Annotated in this window: 17 protein-coding genes; 5 read left to right on the top strand and 12 right to left on the bottom strand. The window is 59.8% G+C overall.

From position 1 onward, the window contains the following. The first annotated feature begins 194 nt into the window (after positions 1 to 194). From CFBP1590_RS06260 to CFBP1590_RS06250, 3 genes are all read left to right on the top strand, one after another. Positions 195 to 3,251 (top strand): autotransporter domain-containing protein, encoded by a 3,057-nt coding sequence (locus CFBP1590_RS06260; protein WP_088234670.1) that lies wholly within the window; start codon positions 195 to 197, stop codon positions 3,249 to 3,251. A 285-nt stretch (positions 3,252 to 3,536) separates the two neighbouring features. Further along, positions 3,537 to 3,719 carry a type II toxin-antitoxin system HicA family toxin gene (locus tag CFBP1590_RS06255; protein WP_004881256.1) on the top strand — a complete coding sequence of 61 codons (183 nt, stop codon included), beginning with the start codon at positions 3,537 to 3,539 and terminating at the stop codon, positions 3,717 to 3,719. A gap of 105 nt (positions 3,720 to 3,824) precedes the next feature. Continuing rightward, the gene (locus CFBP1590_RS06250) at positions 3,825 to 4,235 is read left to right on the top strand and encodes a type II toxin-antitoxin system HicB family antitoxin (protein WP_025996829.1); all 411 of its coding nucleotides are present in this window, start codon (positions 3,825 to 3,827) and stop codon (positions 4,233 to 4,235) included. A 125-nt stretch (positions 4,236 to 4,360) separates the two neighbouring features. Here the strand turns inward: CFBP1590_RS06250 and CFBP1590_RS06245 are convergent, their stop codons facing one another. Then, positions 4,361 to 5,452: an NADH:flavin oxidoreductase/NADH oxidase gene (locus CFBP1590_RS06245; RefSeq protein WP_088234669.1), complete on the bottom strand. Its 1,092-nt coding sequence runs from the start codon at positions 5,450 to 5,452 to the stop codon at positions 4,361 to 4,363. Positions 5,453 to 5,529: 77 nt separating this feature from the next. On the opposite strand from CFBP1590_RS06245, the gene CFBP1590_RS06240 reads away from it, so the two are divergent. Then, positions 5,530 to 5,841 (top strand): ArsR/SmtB family transcription factor, encoded by a 312-nt coding sequence (locus CFBP1590_RS06240; protein ID WP_167383111.1) that lies wholly within the window; start codon positions 5,530 to 5,532, stop codon positions 5,839 to 5,841. Positions 5,842 to 5,891: 50 nt separating this feature from the next. On the opposite strand, the gene dctA is transcribed toward CFBP1590_RS06240, so the two are convergent. Together dctA and CFBP1590_RS06230 are read right to left on the bottom strand one after the other, a co-directional pair. Next, a complete protein-coding gene (dctA, locus tag CFBP1590_RS06235; RefSeq protein WP_088234668.1) occupies positions 5,892 to 7,208 on the bottom strand; it encodes a C4-dicarboxylate transporter DctA in 1,317 nt (438 codons plus the stop codon). A 77-nt stretch (positions 7,209 to 7,285) separates the two neighbouring features. Next, entirely contained in the window at positions 7,286 to 8,455 is a 1,170-nt protein-coding gene (locus CFBP1590_RS06230) for a mandelate racemase/muconate lactonizing enzyme family protein (RefSeq protein WP_004881265.1), read from the bottom strand. 125 nt (positions 8,456 to 8,580) lie between these two features. Between CFBP1590_RS06230 and CFBP1590_RS06225 the strand changes: the two genes are divergently transcribed. Then, the gene (locus tag CFBP1590_RS06225) at positions 8,581 to 9,447 is read left to right on the top strand and encodes a LysR family transcriptional regulator (RefSeq protein WP_088234667.1); all 867 of its coding nucleotides are present in this window, start codon (positions 8,581 to 8,583) and stop codon (positions 9,445 to 9,447) included. 235 nt (positions 9,448 to 9,682) lie between these two features. On the opposite strand, the gene CFBP1590_RS06220 is transcribed toward CFBP1590_RS06225, so the two are convergent. The 9 genes from CFBP1590_RS06220 to CFBP1590_RS06180 all read right to left on the bottom strand — a co-directional run bounded on the left by CFBP1590_RS06220 (position 9,683) and on the right by CFBP1590_RS06180 (position 19,432). Further along, entirely contained in the window at positions 9,683 to 10,336 is a 654-nt protein-coding gene (locus CFBP1590_RS06220; protein WP_088234666.1) for an HAD family hydrolase, read from the bottom strand. 62 nt (positions 10,337 to 10,398) lie between these two features. After that, a complete protein-coding gene (locus CFBP1590_RS06215) occupies positions 10,399 to 11,925 on the bottom strand; it encodes a sodium:solute symporter family protein (RefSeq protein WP_088234665.1) in 1,527 nt (508 codons plus the stop codon). After that, a complete protein-coding gene (locus CFBP1590_RS06210) occupies positions 11,922 to 12,179 on the bottom strand; it encodes a hypothetical protein (protein WP_025996822.1) in 258 nt (85 codons plus the stop codon). The genes CFBP1590_RS06215 and CFBP1590_RS06210 overlap by 4 nt, the downstream gene beginning before the upstream one ends. A 116-nt stretch (positions 12,180 to 12,295) precedes the next feature. Beyond that, on the bottom strand, positions 12,296 to 13,231 hold the full coding sequence (locus CFBP1590_RS06205) for a choline/ethanolamine kinase--aminoglycoside phosphotransferase (protein WP_004881274.1): 936 nt from the start codon (positions 13,229 to 13,231) through the stop codon (positions 12,296 to 12,298). Then, positions 13,228 to 14,184 (bottom strand): phosphotransferase family protein, encoded by a 957-nt coding sequence (locus CFBP1590_RS06200; protein ID WP_088234664.1) that lies wholly within the window; start codon positions 14,182 to 14,184, stop codon positions 13,228 to 13,230. Before CFBP1590_RS06200 ends, CFBP1590_RS06205 begins: the two co-directional genes overlap by 4 nt. A gap of 9 nt (positions 14,185 to 14,193) precedes the next feature. Beyond that, the gene (locus CFBP1590_RS06195) at positions 14,194 to 15,474 is read right to left on the bottom strand and encodes a Zn-dependent hydrolase (RefSeq protein ID WP_088234663.1); all 1,281 of its coding nucleotides are present in this window, start codon (positions 15,472 to 15,474) and stop codon (positions 14,194 to 14,196) included. Further along, positions 15,452 to 16,210 (bottom strand): DeoR/GlpR family DNA-binding transcription regulator, encoded by a 759-nt coding sequence (locus tag CFBP1590_RS06190; RefSeq protein WP_088234662.1) that lies wholly within the window; start codon positions 16,208 to 16,210, stop codon positions 15,452 to 15,454. Before CFBP1590_RS06190 ends, CFBP1590_RS06195 begins: the two co-directional genes overlap by 23 nt. Before the next feature lie 83 nt (positions 16,211 to 16,293). Continuing rightward, positions 16,294 to 17,697 (bottom strand): amidase, encoded by a 1,404-nt coding sequence (locus CFBP1590_RS06185; RefSeq protein WP_088234661.1) that lies wholly within the window; start codon positions 17,695 to 17,697, stop codon positions 16,294 to 16,296. 247 nt (positions 17,698 to 17,944) lie between these two features. Further along, positions 17,945 to 19,432 (bottom strand): SulP family inorganic anion transporter, encoded by a 1,488-nt coding sequence (locus CFBP1590_RS06180; protein ID WP_088234660.1) that lies wholly within the window; start codon positions 19,430 to 19,432, stop codon positions 17,945 to 17,947. Positions 19,433 to 19,557 lie beyond the last annotated feature (125 nt).

The raw sequence follows: 19,557 nt of genomic DNA, 5'->3' as shown, positions 1-19,557 counted from the left end.
AGCGTTTTTAACACCTTCAATAGTACAGATGTACTATGTGCGCCATGGCGCGTAGCCACTAGTTCATGTGTGCTATATCCATTACAACTTCGCCTCTCGATACTTCCGCCGTTGGCAATCTGCCTAACGGAACCGCTAATGCCTTCAAGGCTGGCAGCCACGGTCGTGGCTTTTATGGAGTATCTGGAGTCGTTATGAACCCCTTATTCAGAATATCCCCCCTTGCTTTTGCGATTACCCTTGCACTGCTCCCAGAGACCCAGGCAGCGGACTTTGTTCTTAACGATGCTCAGGAAACATTCAACAGCGACCGCATGATCGATGGCGAGATCAGAGTCCGGTCAACGGATGGCAACACGGCCAGTCTCACGATCAACAATGGCGCAACCGTGACCAGTGAAGGCGGCGAGATGATTGGTCGGGCCAGCAGCACGGGCGTCAACATGGCCAAGGCCAGCGTTGTGGTCGAAGGGGCGGGTTCGCGCTGGATCGTGCCGCGTACCTCATTCGTGCTGGGTAACACGATCGTTATCGGTGGTGCCGGTCAGGGTGACCTGACCGTCCGAAACGGGGGCCAGGTGTCGGTGCGGGATCTGGATCTGGGTGACGTTTTCGGAGCCAATTCCAACAGATTTTCGCAAGCGGACCTGCTGGTGAGTGGACAGAACTCGCTGGTCGATGCGGCGAACATCACCGCTGGCGGCGTTTTTGTTTACAAGTCGAGCATCACGGCCAACGATGGCGGCAGAATCAACAGCGAGGCAGTGGACATCGACTCCACCGTCAGATTGTCTGGTGCAGGCACGCGCTGGGACAATAGCGGGACCTTCAGCAACAGAGGCGATCTGACGCTTGAGAACGGTGCAGTCCTGGCGACCAGCTCACTGACACTGGGATCTGCAATCAGCAGCACCAGCAATCAAGTGAGCATTTCCGGCCAGGGCACGCGCCTCTCCGCGCAAGATATGACGCTCGGTGACACCACCACGCGTACTTATCTGACGCTGTCCGACGGTGCCGAACTGAGCGCCACTAATGGCATTCTCATCAGCACCGTAGGCAGCAGCAACTTGGCGACACGTGGCACGCTTGCCATCGGTGGTTCGGTCGCAGTGGATCCCAACCGTACCGATGTCGATTCCACGACGGCTGGAGCGGCACAGGCCGCCGGTCGAGTCGATCCGGCAACCGGCATTCGCTTTGGTACCGGTAACGGATACCTGGCGTTCAACCATACGGACGCCGATCTCCAGTTCGCCAACACCTTGAGCGGGACGGGCCGGGTGTATGCGTTCAACGGAAACACCACCTTGAGCGGTGATACCTCCGGACTGGCCGGCAGCGTCGTCGTTCGCGGCGGACGTCTCGTGCTGTCGGGGAACGTGGACCAGGTCAATCAGCGCGGCAATACGGCCACGACCCAGAGCCTTTCACGGTTTAACGTCGGCAACGGTACTCTGGTGGTCAATGGCACCGCGGGGCGCAACGAGTTCGGGGTCTACACCAACAGCGCTCAGGTGCTGGACGGCGGCGTTCTGGCCGGTGTCGGTCAGGTCGGCAGCACTCAGGTCGCGTCAGGCGGCACGCTGTCTCCAGGTGAAAACGCCATCGGTGCGCTGGCCATACAAGGCGACCTGGACATGGCGGCAGGCTCGCGTTATGCCGCAGACATTGCTGGCAACGGCGCGTCAGACCGGATCAACGTAAGCGGCACAGCGACCCTGCGTGGAACTCAGGTCAACGTCACCGCGCTGGACCCGGCGCAGAGTTATCAGAGCGGCAGGACCTACACCCTGCTTTCCGCCCAGGGTGGGCTGGTCGACGGCGCCACGCCAGGGACAGCCTATGCGCAGGCGGCGACCAACTCGGCGTTTTTGAACGTCGGATTGCAGCGCACGGCCAACGATCTGAACCTCACCATCGAGCAGAAAAACACAACGCCGACCCCGACGCCAGAACCGACGCCTACACCTACACCTGAACCGACACCGACACCGACACCGACACCAACTCCAGAACCAACACCGACTCCGACTCCCACTCCAGAGCCAACGCCAACGCCTACACCAACTCCAGAGCCAACACCAACACCAACGCCAGAGCCCACACCAGCTCCTGCGCCGGGTATCTTCCAGACGGTTATGGTTACCTCCAATCAGTTCAATACCGCTGGCGCGCTCGGCGCACTCCAGCAGAGCGGCGAGTCCCTGCGTCTGTACAACAACCTGCTGATTCTGGACGCAGACAGCGCGCGTGATGCGGCCGATCAACTGTCCGGCGATTCGCTGAGCAGCACGTCGACGGCTCTGATCGCCAACAGCCAGGTGGTATCCGGCGTATTGGGCACTCGTCTGCGGGGCCTTCTGGACAACGGTACCGTGCGCATGCCAGCCATGGCACTCAACCTGATGCCGGCCACGCCAGCCGCCGAAAACGGCGCCTGGGTTCAACCCTTCGGCAACTGGACTCAACTGGACAGCCGTAACGGCGTCAACGGCTTGAGCCAAAGCACCGGCGGTGTGCTGTTCGGGGCAGACGGCAGCTTCAATCCGGATTGGCGCGGCGGTATCTACGCGGGTTATAGCCGTTCGAAGTTCGACGCCGATAATACTGATGCCGAAGGCCACAGCGACAACTACCACCTCGGCCTCTACACCGGTGCCCAGATCGACGCCCTGCGCCTGAGTGCAGACATCGGCTACACCTGGCACAAGCTGGAAAGCGAGCGGAACGTGGCGTTTGCCGGGTTCAGCGATCACCTGACCGGCAAACGCAACGCCCAATCGCTGCAGGCCAGTACTGAAGCGGCTTACCGCATACCGGTCGGCAGCGTGTCTCTGGAACCTTTCGCAGGGCTTTCCTACGTGCGCTACAACGCGGACGACATGCGTGAAAAAGGCGGAGCGGCCGCTCTGGATGTATCCAGCGACAAGCAGAACACCGTGTTCTCGACCGTGGGCATGCGCGCCTCGACCCATACAAACGTGGCGAACCTCAACACCGAGCTTTACGGCTCGCTGGGCTGGAGACGCGCCTACGGTGATCTGGATCCGCGAAACGTCCAGTCCTTTGCCGGTGGTCCGAACTTCGAAGTGCAAGGCGTTTCTCAAACCCGCGACACCGCCTTGACTGAAGTGGGCGCGAAGGTGCGACTGAACAAGCAGACCGATCTTGGACTGTCCTATCAGGGCCAGTTCGGCACCGACACACGCTTCCATTCGGTGAACGCAGGTGTGACGGTTCGCTTCTGACCGGCGCTGCACTCGGGCTGGATGACCATTCGGGCAGTGTCTGCTTGAGTGGCTTCCAGCGCTAGCTTTGACTGACCTCTTGACCATAGCCTCGGGGATCAGAATGGACTTCAGGTCCGCCATTCCCGTGTGAACAACTCCCTCCTTCTGAGCAATCCTCTATGGCATCGCGCCGCTCCCCTTACAGACGTTAATCGCAAAAAATATCGCACCGGTGTGTATGATGTGTATCAATGCATCGCGAGTGTGTATAGTACACACCTTGGGTAATGATAGGCTTGGGTGATGCGAAGCAGGGAAATGATAAGAACGATTGAGGATGATGGATGGTATCTCGTGGCGACCAAAGGTAGTCACCATCAATACAAGCACTCGTCAAAGCCTGGAAGGGTAACGATCAAGCACCCGGATTCCGATATACCGATCAAAACGATGAATAGCATATTGAAGCAAGCGGGATTGAAATAACCGCCAGAAAAGAAGAGGCACCCTTGCATCTCGTCTTCAGTGTGACGGCATTTAGGATCTGTCAGGCTGACAGCCTTGCGATCAAAGAGAAAAGGTAGACAACTCATGAAATTCACCGTCGTTCTGCATAAAGACGCCGATTCAGACTATGGAGTAACTGTTCCGGACGTGCCTGGTTGCTTTTCGGCAGGCAGCTCGGTATCGGAAGCACTGGAAAGTGTGAAGGAGGCGTTATCGCTGCACTTTGAAGGTCTGGTGGCCGATGGCGCACCACTCCCCAATGCGCAAGCCATTGATATTCATATGGCCAATCCCGACTACGAAGACGGTATCTGGGCGGTGGTCGAGTTCGACGTGACGCCTTATTTTGGCAAGTCAGTACGATTCAACGCGACACTTCCGGAACACCTGCTGGCCAAAATTGATGAGCGCGTCAAAACCGATCATCGATACGCCTCACGCTCTGGCTTTTTGGCCGCTGCGGCATTGAACGAGCTGCATACTGAGTACCGCTGATAGAAATCGCCAGTACCGCAGATTGGAGTTCCAGTGATTCTCACAGGCAAGAAAAAGGGCACTTAAGTGCCCTTCTTTGTTTCTGGAGTAATCAAGCTACTCGAGTAATCGCGTAAGACTGTCTCTCAACGATACCGCTCAAGCCAATGCGCGTACGGCGCTGGCAAGGTCCACGACGCGCTCTCCACACCGAGTTCCTTCGCAGCGAAATAGGCCCAATGCGGATCTGCAAGGTGCGCGCGGCCGACGGAAACCAGGTCGAGCTGACCCGATTTGACCGCCTCTTCCGCCAGTTGCGGTGTGCCGAAACCCCATGCCGAAGTCACGGGAATGCCCGCTTCGCGACGCACACGCTCGGCGACCGGTCCCATGAACGCAGGACCCCACGGAATGTTGGTGTCAGGAATGGTGAAGCCGACACTGACGCTCAACAGGTCAAGCCCGCCAGCCTTGAAACGGCGTGCCAGTTCGATGGACTCGGCAAGGGTCTGCTCGTCGCGACCGTCGTATTCAATGACGCCGAAACGGGCGGTCAGTGGCAGGTTTTCCGGCCAGACTTCACGCACGGCCGCCAGGGTTTCCAGCAGGAAACGGCTGCGGTTTTCGAAGCTGCCGCCGTAGGCATCGGTGCGCTGGTTGGAGTGTTCGGAGAAGAAGCTTTGTCCCAGGTAGCCGTGGGCGAAGTGCAGTTCGATCCATTCAAAGCCGGCTTCAAGGGCGCGGCGTGCGGCGTTGACGAAGTCCTGCTTGACGCGGACGATGTCGTCCAGGGTCATTTCACGCGGCACTTTGGGCAGGTTGGCCCCGAAGGCGATGGCGGACGGCGCGATGGTTTCCCAACCACGAGCGTCGGAGTCGGCAATGTGGTCGTCACCTTCCCACGGACGATTGGCGCTTGCCTTGCGGCCTGCGTGGGCAATCTGAATGCCTGGAACAGATCCGGCCGCCTTGATGGCCTTCACGACGGGAACGAACGCCTGCGCCTGCTGGTCATTCCAGATACCGGCGCAGCCCGGAGTGATTCGACCTTCGGGTGCCACGGCGGTTGCTTCAACCACCACCAACCCTGCTCCGCCACGCGCCATGCTGGCCAAGTGAACATGGTGCCAGTCGTTGATCACGCCGTCGTCGGCGCTGTATTGGCACATGGGCGGAATGGCGATGCGGTTGCGCAGGGTCACGTCTTTGAGGGTGTAGGGTTGGAACAGCGCGGACATGAATATCTCCCGGTATGTCGAAATACGATTGTTCGATAGTATTCGAAATATAGCGGCAATTGAAACCCCTCGTTATCATGCCGTCCATGCGAACCCTAAAACACCCCGAACCCGATGCCTTCACCCTCGACCGCGTTTTGTATGCGTTGAGCGACCCTGTGCGTATGGAAATCGTCCGCCATCTGGCAGGCGTACCCGAGGCGACGTGTGGTGAGTTGTGCGGCGAGAGGCCCAAGTCCAGCGCCTCCCACCACTTCCGGGTGCTGCGGGATTCCGGGTTGGTGCAGACGCGCAATGTGGGGACCACGCACATGAACTCGCTGCGCAGTGAAGAGCTTGAAAAGCGCTTTCCGGGGCTGCTGGCAGCGATTCTTCGGCAATTGGGATAGTTGTCGGACGCATCCGCAACGACCCCGTTTCCGGGGCCGAGCATCATTTTTCAGTGTGCGGTATCAGGTTTGACCGGCGCTGTGGACGCAACGTCCTGAGGATGCTTCATCGCCTCGATCTCCCGATCAGCCACCGCCTGATCGAACGCGCCGTCCCACTTGGCAATGGCGATGGTGCCGATGCCGTTACCGATCAGATTGGTAACTGCACGCGCCTCGTTCAGAAAGCGGTCGACGCCCAGCAGCAGTACCAGACCGACCAACGGAATCTCCGGGATCACCGACAGCGTCGCGGCCAGCGTCACGAAGCCTGCCCCGGCGACACCCGCCGATCCTTTCGAGGTCAGTAACAGCACGCCAAGCACGACCAGTTGATCCGCCAGGGTCAGCGGCGTATTGGTGGCCTGAGCCACGAAGATCGCCGCCATGGTGAGGTAAATGCAGGTGCCGTCCGAATTGAACGTGTAACCGGTCGGCAGCACCATTCCGACGACCGAGCGTTTGCAGCCGAGTTTTTCGAGTTTGATCATCATTCTGGGCAGCACAGCTTCGGTGGAACATGTCCCGAGCGTGACCAGAATCTCGTCCTTGAAATAGCGCAGAAACGTGAGCAACGGCACGCCTGACCAGCGGGCAATCGAGCCCAGTACCACGACAATGAAAAACAGCGTGGTCACGTACAACGCCAGCATCAGATGACCGAGCGACACCAGTGTACCGATGCCGTACTTGCCAATCGTGAACGCCATGCCTGCGCCCGCCCCGATCGGCGCGAGACGCATCACCATGGCCACGATGCGAAACAGGCTCTGCAACAACAGGTCGATGATGTTGACCAGCGGCTTACCCGCCTCACCCAACTGCACGAGCGCAATGCCCATCAACACGGAAATAAAGATCACCTGAAGCATGATGCCTTTGGCAAAGGCGTCCACGATGGTGGTCGGAATGATGTTCATGAAGAAGCTGACGGCACCGCCCTGCGACTCGGCGGCCTGGGCATAGCCCTTGATCGCATCGACATTGAGGGTGCTGACGTCAATGTTCATGCCCTCGCCCGGTTTCATCAGGTTGACGACGACCAGACCGATGACCAGCGCCAGTGTCGAAACGATCTCGAAATACAGGAGCGCCTTGCCGCCCGTGCGGCCCACCTCCTTGATGCTGCCCATCTTGGCGATACCGACCACGACCGTGCCGAAAATGATCGGTGCGAGCAGCATCTTGATGAGTTTGATGAACCCGTCGGCCAGTGGCTGGAGCCTGGCGCCGATGTCGGGAATCAGGTAGCCGATAAGACCGCCGATGACGATACCTATCAAAACCTGGACGTACAGAAGCTTGTACCAGCGTGTGGCTGTGTTCATGGCTGTACCTCAGTGTTGTTTTTGTATGAGGACAAGCGCGGCCCTGTTGTGGAGGGCCGCGTCATGATGAAAACCGGTCAGCCTTCGCCGAGCTCCCGCATCACTTTGTAGAGTTCGGACTTGGCCTCGAAGCCGACACCCGGGATATCCGGCAGGCCGACGTATCCATTCTCGACGCGAATCCCGTCGGCGAAGCCGCCGAACGGCTGGAACACATCCGGGTACGACTCGTTGCCGCCCAGGTGCAGGCCCGCAGCGATGTTCAGGGACATCTGGTGACCGCCATGCGGAACGACCCGGCGCGATGACCAGCCCAGTTCCTTCATGACGTCCAGCGTGCGCATGTACTCCACCAGGCCGTAGGACAGCGCGCAGTCGAACTGCACGTAGTCGCGGTCAGGGCGCATACCGCCGTGGCGCAGCAGGTTACGGGCGTCCTGATGAGAGAAGAGGTTTTCACCGGTCGCCATCGGCAGCTCATAGTGATTGGCCAGCTCGGCCTGCAGCGCGTAATCCAGCGGGTCACCGACTTCTTCGTACCAGAACAGGTTGTACTTCTTGATGGCTTCGGCGTACGCGATGGCCGTCTTGATGTCGAAGCGACCGTTGGCATCGACGGCCAGTCGACGACCGTCGCCCACCACTTCCAGCACCGCCTCGATGCGACGAATGTCCTCATCCAGCGGCACTGCACCGATCTTCATTTTTACGACGTCGTAGCCGCGATCCAGGTAGCTCTGCATCTCGGCCTTGAGTTTGGTCTGGTCCTTGCCCGGATAGTAATAACCGCCTGCCGCGTAAACCCAGACCTTGTCGTCAGCCACGCCATCGCGATAGCGGTCAGCCAGCAGGCGATACAGCGGCTTGCCTTCGATCTTGGCAACGGCGTCCCAGACCGCCATATCGATGGTGCCCACGGCCACGGAACGCTCGCCGTGCCCGCCCGGCTTTTCATTCGTCATCAGGGTTTTCCAGATGGCGAAAGGGTCGAGATTGTCGCGCTCCTTGTCGACCAGCGTCTCGGGATCCGCTTCGCTGATGCGGGCCAGGAAACGGTCGCGCATCAACGCACCCTGCCCATAGCGACCGTTGGAGTTGAAGCCATAACCGATCACCGGTTTGCCATCACGAATCACGTCAGTGATGACGGCGACAACCGAGCACGTCATCTTGGAAAAGTCGATGTAGGCATTAGCAATAGGTGATGCGATGGAAACCGTTTTTTCACGAATTTCGACGATGCGCATGGGGGAGCGTCCTCTCTGATTGTTATCCCCGGAACCCCGGGTTGGTACGCACAGACTGTAGGGCTGGACGCGAAATCGGAGCCAATGCTATTAATGCAGCACCCTATGTGTACAAGGCATCACCCATGGAACTCGTGTGGCTGGAGGACTTCAACGCCCTCGCCGAGAGCGGAAATTTCTCACGTGCCGCCGACGCGCGGCATGTCACTCAGCCCGCGTTCAGCCGACGGATCAGGGCGCTGGAGAGCTGGGTGGGCGTCGAGTTGTTCGAGCGCACCGCCCAGGGCGCGACGCTGACCGAAGCGGGCCAGAGCATGCTGGACAATGCTCGCGAGCTGACGCGAAGGCTCTACCAGATGCGCGCCGAAGTGAAGGAAGTCGCAGGTAAAGCCACCCGAACGCTGCATTTTGCCGCCACGCACTCGCTATCGTTCACCTTCTTCCCGGCCTGGATCAGACAGGTGGAAGATGGCGCGCCGATTGAAGGCATCAGGCTTCACTCCGACAACATGGCGGCGTGTGAGCAGTTGCTGCTCAACGGTGAAGTGCAGTTCCTGATCTGCCATCAGTATCCCAACGTACTGCCCCGGTTCGACAGCAAGCAATTCGACAGCAAGGTGATCGGCTCCGACACCCTGCTCGCCTTGCAATCCCCCGAGCTGAAGCCCGGCGAGCCTGTGCCTTTTCTGTCCTACACGGCAGAGTCGGGCCTGGGGCGAATCATCGCGTCGTACCTGCAGAACAACCCCGGTCATCCTGTGCTGGAAACCGTTTTCAGCTCGCACCTGGCGGCGGTGCTGCTGTCGATGGCGCTGCAGGCCAAGGGTATCGCCTGGCTGCCGCAGAGCCTGGCGGCACCTGAACTGACCTCGGGACGTCTGACGCGCAGCTCCGTAGCCCTGCCAGACATCCAGACCGAAATCCGGATATTCAGGGCAATGATTCCGCTGGGGGATTTTGCAGAGAAGTTCTGGGCGGGGCTTGAGCATTGATTGGGAGGCGCCACCACGTCTTCGACATAGCGCTGTCGCGCAGCAAACTCAGTGGGAGCGGACTTGTCCGCGAAGGCCAGTACATCCGACGAATATTCATCGTCTGAAATACAGTATTCGCGGACAAACGGAACGCCGCCCGGTCCGCTTCCAAAAAATTCAGTTTCTTCAGTGGATTACAGGTTGTTTGATAAGAGATGACTCACTGAAGAGTGCTGCATGGGCAACACACCGCTCACCCCCAATCCAGCACCGGCCAGCCATGCTCCTGCGCGTACGCCCGCAGCGTCGGGTCCGGGTTCACGGTAATGGGATTGTCGACCAGCTTCAGCAGCGGCAGGTCGTTTCGGGAGTCCGAGTAGAAGAACGCACCTTCCAGCATTTCGTCCTGCGCCCTGAGCCACTCGCTCAGACGCAGCACCTTGCCTTCGCGGTAGGTCAGGATGCCCTCGGTGAGACCGGTGAACTGACCGTCCTGCACTTCCAGATCGATGGCCAACACTTCGTCGATGCCCAGATGCGCTGCAACGGGCGAGACGATATGGACGCCTGTCGCCGAAATCACCAGCAACCGGTCACCGGCCGCCTTGTGTCTGGCGATGGTCTGACGGGCCTCGCGGTACACGAGCGGATCGATGACGGCCTTGATGAAATGCGCCACGGCCTCGGCCACGTTCCCCACCGTACGGCCGACCATCGGTGTGAGGCTGAACGCCATGTAATCCTCCATGGCCAGTTTGCCCTGGCTGTAGGCGTTCATCAGCTCCTGATCGAGGCTCAGAAAGTCTTCGTCTTCCACCCAGCCCAGCCGCATCATTTCCCGGCTCCAGAGGCTGGCGCTGTCGCCATGAATCAAGGTGTCATCCAGATCAAATATCGCTAAAGCCATCGGGTCCTCTCAACAGTCGAACTGCGCTGAACGAGCGCGCCCGAAAGGGGCGCGCGCCTGTATCACATGGCGGGAACGGCATTGCCGACCCTGGGAGCTGGCGCAGCGATCGCGAACAGATCATCGACCCGCTTCACTTCCGCAGCACTGGGTTTGATGGCGAATGCACACGCGACAAAGATCACCGCATTAAAGATCAGCCCGATGATCCCGCTGGTCAGTGAACCCAGCTGAGGGATGTCGTCCGGGTAGATCGTCGTCAGCACGATAGCCACGAAGATGCCCACGAGCATGCCGGCAATCGCGCCCTGTTTATTGCCTCGGCGGGAGAAGATGCCGAAGAACAACGGCACGGCCAACTGGATGATGCCCTGATAGGAAATCTGCGCCAGCAGCTGTAGCCGGGCATAGTCGAAGGTCAGGTAGGCCAGTACCGACGCAGCACTGATGAACACCACCATGCCCACCTTGGCGAGGATGGTCTTCTGCCGGTCGGTTCGTGGTGTGTTCCAGGTCGCCAGGTCGTTGGCGAACTGCGTGCCGCAGACTTGTACGCAGCCGTCCACGTGGCCGATGCTGGCCGCCAGCACGATCACGATGGCGACCGCCAGCAGCCACGGCCCGCCTATGTCGAACAGCGACAGGAACCAGCCATGCTGTGGATGCGCAGCGACGTTCGGGTCCTGACTGATCGCGGCGGCGAACAGCATCAGAATCCCGTAGAAGCCTGCGACCAGCAGAATGGTGACCAGCGTGCCCTTCTTCACCGAGCGCACGCCGCTGGCGGTGTAGATACGCTGGAAGCTCATCGGCCAGCACATCGAACCGATCACGCCGGTGAAAATCAGGCTGAACATGTACAGCGGGCCGTAAGTACTGCCTGCGCCGCCCGGAATCACCAGCATGCTGGCGGGCAATTGCGCGAGATTGGAAAACGAAGCCTGATCACCGAACAACAGCAGCACGCAAAGCGCGGCACAGAGCACGTAGGCAATCAGCCCCTGATACATGTCGGTCATGATCAGCCCGCGCATGCCCATGCTCACGGTCCAGTACTGCCGAATCAGAATGACCACCACGCCAACCGTCAGGCAGGTAGTCACGCCCCAACGCCCGAAACTGGCGAATTGAAACAACGTGGCCAGGGCCTGAATCCCCATCACCACCCACGGAAACACCGAGATGATGCCGATGATCGAGGCGATGCGTTTTACCGCTGGACTGTCGAAGCGCATGCCCAGCAGGTCGGGTTGTGTGGTGAGATTGAAGCGCTTGCCCCAGGTCCAGGCGCGGTTGGCCATCAGGTACATGGCAGTGACCCCGAGCGTCGCGTACACCATGCCGTAAAAGCCCAGCGCACCGCCGACCGACAGCGCGAAGAACGCTGTGAACGTCGCGCCCGGCCACCATGAGTTGGTGTAGCACATCGCGATGTACCAGGGTCCGTAGGAACGGCCACCCACTGCGTAGTCCGAAAACGAGTCACTCTTGCGATTGGTGGCGTACAGCACGCCGATCATCCCGGCCAGAAACAGGCCGATGAGCCCGAAGGTTATGTACAGATCCGAATTGACGAGTGTGCTGATCATTGTGCGTCACCGTCTTCAGGAATCTCGCCGCTGGCGGACTCGACCATGTAAAGCACCCAAAGGCCGAGGCCCATCAGCGCAGCGTTCAGAATCCAGTAAAAGATCGGCAGCGGAATACCCAGCACGATGACCGTACTGCCACTGACCTGAAGATAGAATGGCGGGAACAGCGCCATCATCAACAACGCAAAAAAGTACACGCCGAACACGAGCGTTTTCACACGCCCGGGCCGCGCAATCGAAACAGTACCCATGGAAGACTCCTTGAATTTTGGATCTTGCGATTAATCGATCAAGTAAAACTCAAGCAGTAAAAGAGTTGCCGCCAATAGCCCGATCTTGTGGTTGCCGGGTCTTGTATTACGCAGGTTCAGACCTGTCTGAGCCAGGTTTCCCAGCGTGGATCGTTGATGGCGTTGCGCGCCCTCATTTGCTTCCATGCACCGTATTTGTAGAAGTCGAAGTCCAGTTGCGACACGGCGTGCTGCACCATCGCCCACGTGGACCATTTGATATCCGCGAGCGCTTTATTGACCTTGATCCGGGCCAGCGTCCGGGTGTCGACGCGACCGAAATAGTCTTCGACCAATTCGAGTTCCACCTCGTCGGTGAAGAACATTTCGCCAAACCAGAGCGCCAGCTCGTAGTGCCGATCGTTATTGGATGCGTATTCGAAATCCACCAGCCTGACTTGCTGTCGATCATTGAGCATGAAGTTGCCGGCCAGCGTGTCATTCATGCACGGCGCCAGATCGATGCCTGAGGCTTGCAGCGCGGCTTTCGCTCTGTCGTATTGCAGCGACAACCATGCGCCATCCTGAGGTTTCAAGGCGTTGAGCTCAGCCACCTGGGTCTGGTGTTCGGCAATCATGTCGAACACGGTCTTGGTCTGACACAGCAGCGCCTGATCATTGAACGCCTTGAGCCCGAGCAGTGCGTTGTGGCGTACGTCGCGCTGCAGAAAATCGAGGTTCGACGATGCCCGCCAGCCTTCCATGAACTCGAACACTTCGACGCCAAACTCTTCCAGAAACGCGAACACCGGCGCGCCGTATCCGGTTGCCGCTGCGGCGACACTGGCGTCATGAGCGGTGCGGCGATCAATGAACATCTCGGTGCCCGCCCCCGGAATCTTGAAGAAATACGCGGTATCGGCACCCTCGACCTCGACGCGCCAGTTGGTGTTGGAAATCCCGCCGCTGACCGGCCTGTACGTGATCCGCTTGCCGCGCCACTGGCTGATGCTGGACACCGCCGCCTCGAGTTGTTGTTCATGAAGACTCATGGCTTCTCCCAAAATGTTCATGCGCGCGCCTCCCCAACCTGACGCAGCCAGCTTTCCAGGCGCGGATCCCGGGTGCTCTGCAGGCAGCGCAAAAAGGTCCATTGCCCGAGCTTGGAAAACTCGAGTGACCGGGCAGACACCGTGCCCGCCCAGAACCCCCACAGCGTCCAGTACCAGTCGTTGATCAGCGCATACAGACGGCAGACGGCGTAATCCACTTCAAGGCATTTGCCTGCCCACGCCTCGATACCTTCGCGCCACTGCGCTTCGAACGAAAACAGCTCATTCAAGGTAATTGCGACGTCATACCAGGCATCCATGCAGCCGCCGTAATCGAAGTCGACCAGCTTCAGATTCCCGTCCCGCGACACCATGACGTTGCTGGTGACGCCATCGCCATGGATCGGCACTGCGTGAAAGGACCGGTTTTGTAGTGCGTCCCAGGCCATGTTGACGCATCGATCAATCCACGCATGTTCTGGCGGCAATACAACCCGATCCCGCGTGCACAGCACCCGCAGGCGTTGCAGATCATCCATCGGCGAGCGGATGAAATCCGGCACCGCTCCGTTATGAACAGTGCGTTTCAGATCCCACAACCGCTCAAGCCGCCCCGGCGCGATGAGTTCGTCCAGCCGTGCACAGCGCCAGTCTGCCGGGCTCAGGGCTTCAAAAATCAGTACGCCGCTGGCCCTGTTTGCATTGAGCAACCGAGGTGCTGCGCCGCTCAGGCCCGCACACTCGCTGGCCTGCGCACTGCGCTCGACATCGATCAAGGGCGCCATGTCCGCCTGCAACACCTTTGCGTACCAGGTGGTCTGGCCGTCAGTGACGTGATAACCCAGCCATTCGGTGGCCAGCCTGGACGGAGAGGCAATGCCGGACGGCCCGTCCTGTACGCTCAGGTTGTCGCCCAACCCTGCTTGCGATAATGCAATGTGAAGACGATCCAGCGGTGCGGTCTCTTTGAACATGGTCTGCCCTCAGCGAAAGGAATCCGGCGCCGTGCAGGCGCGATGAAGCAAGGCAGTCAGCATTTTCAAACCGTTGTGCATGTCCTCGTCGCTGGTGTACTCGGCTTCGTTGTGCGAAAGGCCGTTACGACTGGGGATGAACAACAGGCAGACCGGGTATTTGCTGTTCATGCTGATCGCATCGTGACCGGCCACCGTTGCGCTGTCGGTGATGGGCAGACCCAATTCGGTCGCCACTGCATGCGCCAGTTCGGCGAAGCCGTCGGGAAGTACACCGGGGGCGCGCAGCACGCTGCTCTCGATGTCGAAACGGGTCTGGGTCCGGTCGGCGATCTCATGCAATGTAGCGTTCAGACGCTCGGCGGCTGCACGCAGCAGTTCAGTGTCTCGCGAGCGATGTTCCGCCAGCAGCGACACGCGGGACGGCACCACGTTGGGCGAGTTCGGCCAGATCTCCACGCGCCCTACCGAGCTGTGCATCTGCAACCCGTGCAGGTCGGCTTCCGTACGCACCGCAACGATGGCATGTGCGGCAGCGAGCATTGCATCGCGGCGCGCGGCCATGGGCGTTGGTCCGGTGTGGTTCTGCTCGCCGTCGAAACGAATGCGTTGCTTCAGCGCGGCCCAGGTCTCCCTGACAACGCCAATCGACAGCTTGCGGCTCTCCAGCGCGGTGCTCTGCTCGACATGAATTTCCACGTAACCCGCGATGTCGAGGCTGACCGGGCCGTCGCCCAGATAACCGATATCCTGCAAGGCCTGCCTGAGGCTGATGCCGTCGCCATCGCAACTGTTCCAGGCTTGCTCAAGACTCAGCGAGCCAGTAAACACGCCGCTCCCGATCAGGCTCGGCTGAAAGCGTGCGCCCTCTTCGTTGGTCCAGTTCACGACAGCAAGATTGCAGGCCGGCTTTTCTCCGCGCTCGCGCATCTGGCGCCCTAGGCTGGAAACCGCCACGGCCCCCGCGAGCACGCCGTACACCCCGTCGAACCGACCGGCACTTGGCTGGCTGTCCAGATGCGAGCCGCACACCACATACGGGGCCTGCGGGTCGAAGGTCATCAGGCCGAAAATATTGCCCACTGCGTCAATGCGCACCTCAAAGTCATGCGCTTTGAGCCAGTCGCAAAACAGGTCGCGAACCTGGCCGTCTTCAGCCGATGCAGCGAGCCGGTGCAGACCACCCGCAGGTGTCGCGCCGATGGCCGAGCTCTCGGCGAACAGCGCCTCGAACCGGGCATGGTCGGCGGCGTCTGGCGTCAGCAATTCATGAGTACAGGATGTCGACATCATCTCTCTCCAGGCGAGCCGTAAACTCAGCCGATAGCGGACGGTTCGTGACCAGGGTCGTGATTGCACTGAATGGCAAGGTGTTAACAAAAATCCGGTGACCGAACTTGCCGTCGTCGGCCAGAATCACGCGCAGCCTGGAATGCTTGACCAGCGTGCGCCGCAACATGGCTTCCGGCTCGTGGTAATCCATCAGGCCTTGTTCAAGGTCGATGGCGCCGATGCCCATGAACGCGATGTCGTAATTGAACTGACTGGCGAACGCCAGGGTGTGCGGGCCGATCAACGCGTTGTCGTTGCGGCGCACGTCTCCGGGAGCGACCAGTACCTGGTTGTCGCTTTGATGGGTCACCACCTGAGCGATGTCCAGCGAGTTGGTGATGATCCTCAACCGGCTGAACCGGGAAAGCATCTGCGCCAGTGCGAGGGTCGAGGTGCCGGTGTCGAGAAACAGCACCATGCCGTCGCTGATCAGGCCTGCGGCCTTGCTGGCGATACTCGCCTTGGCTTGCGGCTTCATGCGACTGCGGACCTGCAACGGCGGCTCGTCATTCAACTGCGGCAGAATCGCCCCGCCATGAATGCGCCGCAGCTTGCCCATCTCTTCCAGATACTTGAAGTCGCGGCGAATGGTCTCTTCCGACACATAAAGCGACTGTGCGAGCTCGGACGCCTTGACGCGCTGTTGCTGAGCCAACAGGCGCATGATTTCGTCCAGACGAGGCTGATTGAGCATGGGGCTGACATTCCGTTGTGAAGAAAGGCGTTCAGTGTACCCATCTGTCTTCGGCGGCTGATGGCTGCTCATGTCGGGCGTGCTCATTGCGCAAGCATCGGTGGCAACTGTTGATCCCACGGCGAAATCGCTTCGAAGGCCGCGCAGAATTGCAGGACATCACCGTCCGCGAAACGAGGACCGACCACCTGCAGACCGATGGGCAACCCGTTTGGGGCAAAGCCGCAGGGAATGGTTGCCGCCGGGTTACCCGACACGTTGAAGGGATAGGTAAAGGGCGTCCAGCGTGCCCACGGCACGGCGCCATCCTGATCAGCAAAGCCGTCCGGTGCGACCTCATCGGCATCGAATGGCAGCACGGGAAGTGTCGGCATGACCAGCAGATCGTATTCGTCGAACAGCGCATGCACCCGATTGGCGAAAGCGGCACGCTGTTCGACGGCCTGAAGATAACCGGCAAGATCGTAGCGGGCCGATTGCTCGATCAGGCGGGCGAAACCGGGATCAAGCTCGTCCAGTCTGTCGGCCAGCGCGCGTCCGTAGACGATGCCGCGTCCGGCCACCCAAAGCGTTTCAAAGGTGGCCAACGGGTCCGGCCAATCCAGCGCAAGGGTGCTCACGTCCACTGGCAGGTTTGCAGCGATCCTTTCGACAGCAGCTTCGACTGCGGCCGCAATAACCGGCTCGACAGGCGTGTTGAACAACGTCGGGACGTAAGCGATGCGCAGCTTTCCAAGCGGCTGGTCGCAGCGCGCCAGATAGGATTCTGTCGACGCCGGGAGCGCCTGGTGGTCCAGCGGATGCGGCCCTGAAAGAATGTCGAACAACAGCGCCGAATCGCGCACGGTGCGGGTCATCGGGCCTGCATGGCTGAGCATTTCTGTCGCAGACCATGGCCATGTGGGAATTCGTCCCAGTGAACCCTTGAGCGCGAATATCCCGCAGAACGAACCGGGAATCCTCACCGAACCGCCGCCGTCCGACCCCAGAGACGCTGGAACCATGCGCGCCGCAACCGAAATCGCAGAGCCTGAGCTGGAACCGCCGCTGGTCAGGCTCGGATTCCACGGTGTGCGCCCGTTGCCGAAAAGCCGCGAGGTACTCGCCCCTGTCCAGCCGAACTCAGTGGTTGCGGTCTTGCCGAGAATGATGGCGCCAGCGTTTTTCAGGCGCTGAATGATGGGTGCGTCCTTGAGCGGAACACTGTCCAGACTGGTCAACGACCCTTTGGTGGTCCGCAGACCTGCCGTGGAAAACAGGTCCTTGATGCCGAACGGGATGCCGTGCAGCGGTCCTTGAATGCGACCGTGGCCTGCCTCGTCATCCTGACGACGCGCCTGTTCGAGCGCGGCGTCTGCGTAAACATCGCCGAAGGCATTCAATGTGTGATTGTGGGTTTTGACCGACTCGAGGCTCGCTTCCACCAACGCCACAGACGTGATCGTGCCTGCGTCCAGCTGCTCGCGGGCCTGAATCACGGTGGGCATGGAGAAGCGCTTTGACTCAATCAATGGGGATGCTCCGGCAAGTCATGGGCGTGTCGCCCAGGCCAGCGCATTACTGATCAGGTGGCAAAAACCGTCAAGTGGCAAATGTTGTTTTTGTTGTATTTATGGAGTTTAAATTTGTAACAGCACCGCAGGGGTGCGAAAAAACGCTGTATTTCCTGCCTGCGCCCAACGCTGGGGCAATAAAAAGGGCCTGCCCGTTTGTGGGTTTCAGGCCCAAAATACCTCAGTGCTTCATCAACGCCTCGATACCTCCAGGCTTGTCATGCACGCCGAATCTGTCCACCAGTGTCGCGGTCGCGCTGTTCATGCCGATCACATCCACTGCGATCCCGGCGCTCCTCAGTTTCAACACCACTTTGTCCAGCGCAGCCACAGCGGTGATGTCCCAGAAGTGCGCGTCCCTCAGGTCGATGGTCAGGGTTTCGAGCGATTCTTTCAGGTCGAACGAACGGGCGAACCGGTCTGCGGAACCGAAGAACACCTGGCCGCTGACGTAATAGGTGCGATGGCTGTATTCGGGGTCTTGCTTCGAGCTGACGTCCAGGTAATACGCAATCTTGTTGGCAAAGAACATCGCCGCCAACAGCGTTCCGGCCACGACGCCATACGCCAGGTTGTGCGTGGCGACGACCACGATCACGGTGACGATCATCACCAGATTGGTGGAGAGCGGGTACTGGCGCAGGTTGCGAATCGAGCTCCAGCTGAAGGTGCTGATGGACACCATGATCATCACCGCGACCAGCGCGGCCATGGGAATGCGAGCCAGCCAGTCTCCGAGAAAGATCATCATCGTCAGCAGCGAAACACCGGCGCTCAGCGTCGACAGCCGCGTCCTGCCGCCGGACTTCACGTTGATCATCGACTGACCGATCATCGCGCAACCGGCCATACCGCCAATCAGTCCGCTGGCAATGTTGGCGACGCCCTGCCCTTTGCACTCGCGGTTCTTGTCGCTGGACGTGTCGGTCAGGTCGTCGACGATGGTGGCCGTCATCATCGACTCCAGCAAACCCACGACCGCCAACGCCGCCGAGTACGGCAGTACGATCAACAGCGTCTCGAAGGTCAGCGGCACATCCGGCCACAGGAAAACCGGCAGGCTGTCGGGCAGCGAGCCCATGTCGCCGACCGTGTGAATCTTCAGCCCCATGAACACCGATATCGCGGTGAGCACCAGAATGCACACCAGCGGCGAAGGCAGCAGCGAGCCGATAACCGGAATGCGTGGCAGCAGATAGATGATCGCCAGACCGCCAGCGGTCATGGCGTACACCACCCAGCTGACGTTGGTGAGTTCCGGCAGTTGCGCCAGAAAGATCAGGATGGCCAGTGCATTGACGAAGCCAGTCACCACGGAGCGCGACACGAAGCGCATCAGTTCGCCCAGCCGCAGATAACCCGCCACGATCTGCAAAACCCCGCAAACCAGCGTGGCCGCCAACAGGTATTGCAGCCCGTGATCCTTGACCAGATTCACCATCAGCAGCGCCATCGCTCCGGTGGCAGCGGACACCATCGCAGGGCGCCCGCCCACAAACGCGATGACCGTACAGATACAGAAAGAGGCGTAAAGCCCGACGCGGGGATCCACCCCGGCAATGATGGAAAAAGCGATGGCTTCGGGAATGAGGGCCATCGCGACAACGAGACCCGCCAGTACGTCGGCCCGGACATTCGATAGCCAGGCAGCCTTGATATTTTCAAGCATTGATTCACCCATGCAGGCACGGCATGACGCGCAGCGGCGGGCGCTGGGCGATGCAGGTGCGTCTGTTTTCAGTGGTGTTGAAGATGCGCTGCGACCGACGATCAGGCGCAGCAGAAAGCGACCGC

Source organism: Pseudomonas viridiflava, from assembly GCF_900184295.1.
GTDB classification, from domain to species: domain Bacteria; phylum Pseudomonadota; class Gammaproteobacteria; order Pseudomonadales; family Pseudomonadaceae; genus Aquipseudomonas; species Aquipseudomonas viridiflava.
Note: the sequence above shows the minus strand (reverse complement) of the source record. Positions and strands in the feature narration are given on the sequence as shown.

Excerpts from the sequence above, each read along its gene's own strand:
- CFBP1590_RS06260 (WP_088234670.1), top strand. The coding sequence starts at position 195 with ATGAACCCCTTATTCAGAATATCCCCCCTTGCTTTTGCGATTACCCTT.
- CFBP1590_RS06255 (WP_004881256.1), top strand. The coding sequence starts at position 3,537 with ATGCGAAGCAGGGAAATGATAAGAACGATTGAGGATGATGGATGGTAT.
- CFBP1590_RS06250 (WP_025996829.1), top strand. The coding sequence starts at position 3,825 with ATGAAATTCACCGTCGTTCTGCATAAAGACGCCGATTCAGACTATGGA.
- CFBP1590_RS06245 (WP_088234669.1), bottom strand. The coding sequence starts at position 5,452 with ATGTCCGCGCTGTTCCAACCCTACACCCTCAAAGACGTGACCCTGCGC.
- CFBP1590_RS06240 (WP_167383111.1), top strand. The coding sequence starts at position 5,530 with ATGCCGTCCATGCGAACCCTAAAACACCCCGAACCCGATGCCTTCACC.
- dctA (WP_088234668.1), bottom strand. The coding sequence starts at position 7,208 with ATGAACACAGCCACACGCTGGTACAAGCTTCTGTACGTCCAGGTTTTG.
- CFBP1590_RS06230 (WP_004881265.1), bottom strand. The coding sequence starts at position 8,455 with ATGCGCATCGTCGAAATTCGTGAAAAAACGGTTTCCATCGCATCACCT.
- CFBP1590_RS06225 (WP_088234667.1), top strand. The coding sequence starts at position 8,581 with ATGGAACTCGTGTGGCTGGAGGACTTCAACGCCCTCGCCGAGAGCGGA.
- CFBP1590_RS06220 (WP_088234666.1), bottom strand. The coding sequence starts at position 10,336 with ATGGCTTTAGCGATATTTGATCTGGATGACACCTTGATTCATGGCGAC.
- CFBP1590_RS06215 (WP_088234665.1), bottom strand. The coding sequence starts at position 11,925 with ATGATCAGCACACTCGTCAATTCGGATCTGTACATAACCTTCGGGCTC.
- CFBP1590_RS06210 (WP_025996822.1), bottom strand. The coding sequence starts at position 12,179 with ATGGGTACTGTTTCGATTGCGCGGCCCGGGCGTGTGAAAACGCTCGTG.
- CFBP1590_RS06205 (WP_004881274.1), bottom strand. The coding sequence starts at position 13,231 with ATGAACATTTTGGGAGAAGCCATGAGTCTTCATGAACAACAACTCGAG.
- CFBP1590_RS06200 (WP_088234664.1), bottom strand. The coding sequence starts at position 14,184 with ATGTTCAAAGAGACCGCACCGCTGGATCGTCTTCACATTGCATTATCG.
- CFBP1590_RS06195 (WP_088234663.1), bottom strand. The coding sequence starts at position 15,474 with ATGTCGACATCCTGTACTCATGAATTGCTGACGCCAGACGCCGCCGAC.
- CFBP1590_RS06190 (WP_088234662.1), bottom strand. The coding sequence starts at position 16,210 with ATGCTCAATCAGCCTCGTCTGGACGAAATCATGCGCCTGTTGGCTCAG.
- CFBP1590_RS06185 (WP_088234661.1), bottom strand. The coding sequence starts at position 17,697 with ATGCCCACCGTGATTCAGGCCCGCGAGCAGCTGGACGCAGGCACGATC.
- CFBP1590_RS06180 (WP_088234660.1), bottom strand. The coding sequence starts at position 19,432 with ATGCTTGAAAATATCAAGGCTGCCTGGCTATCGAATGTCCGGGCCGAC.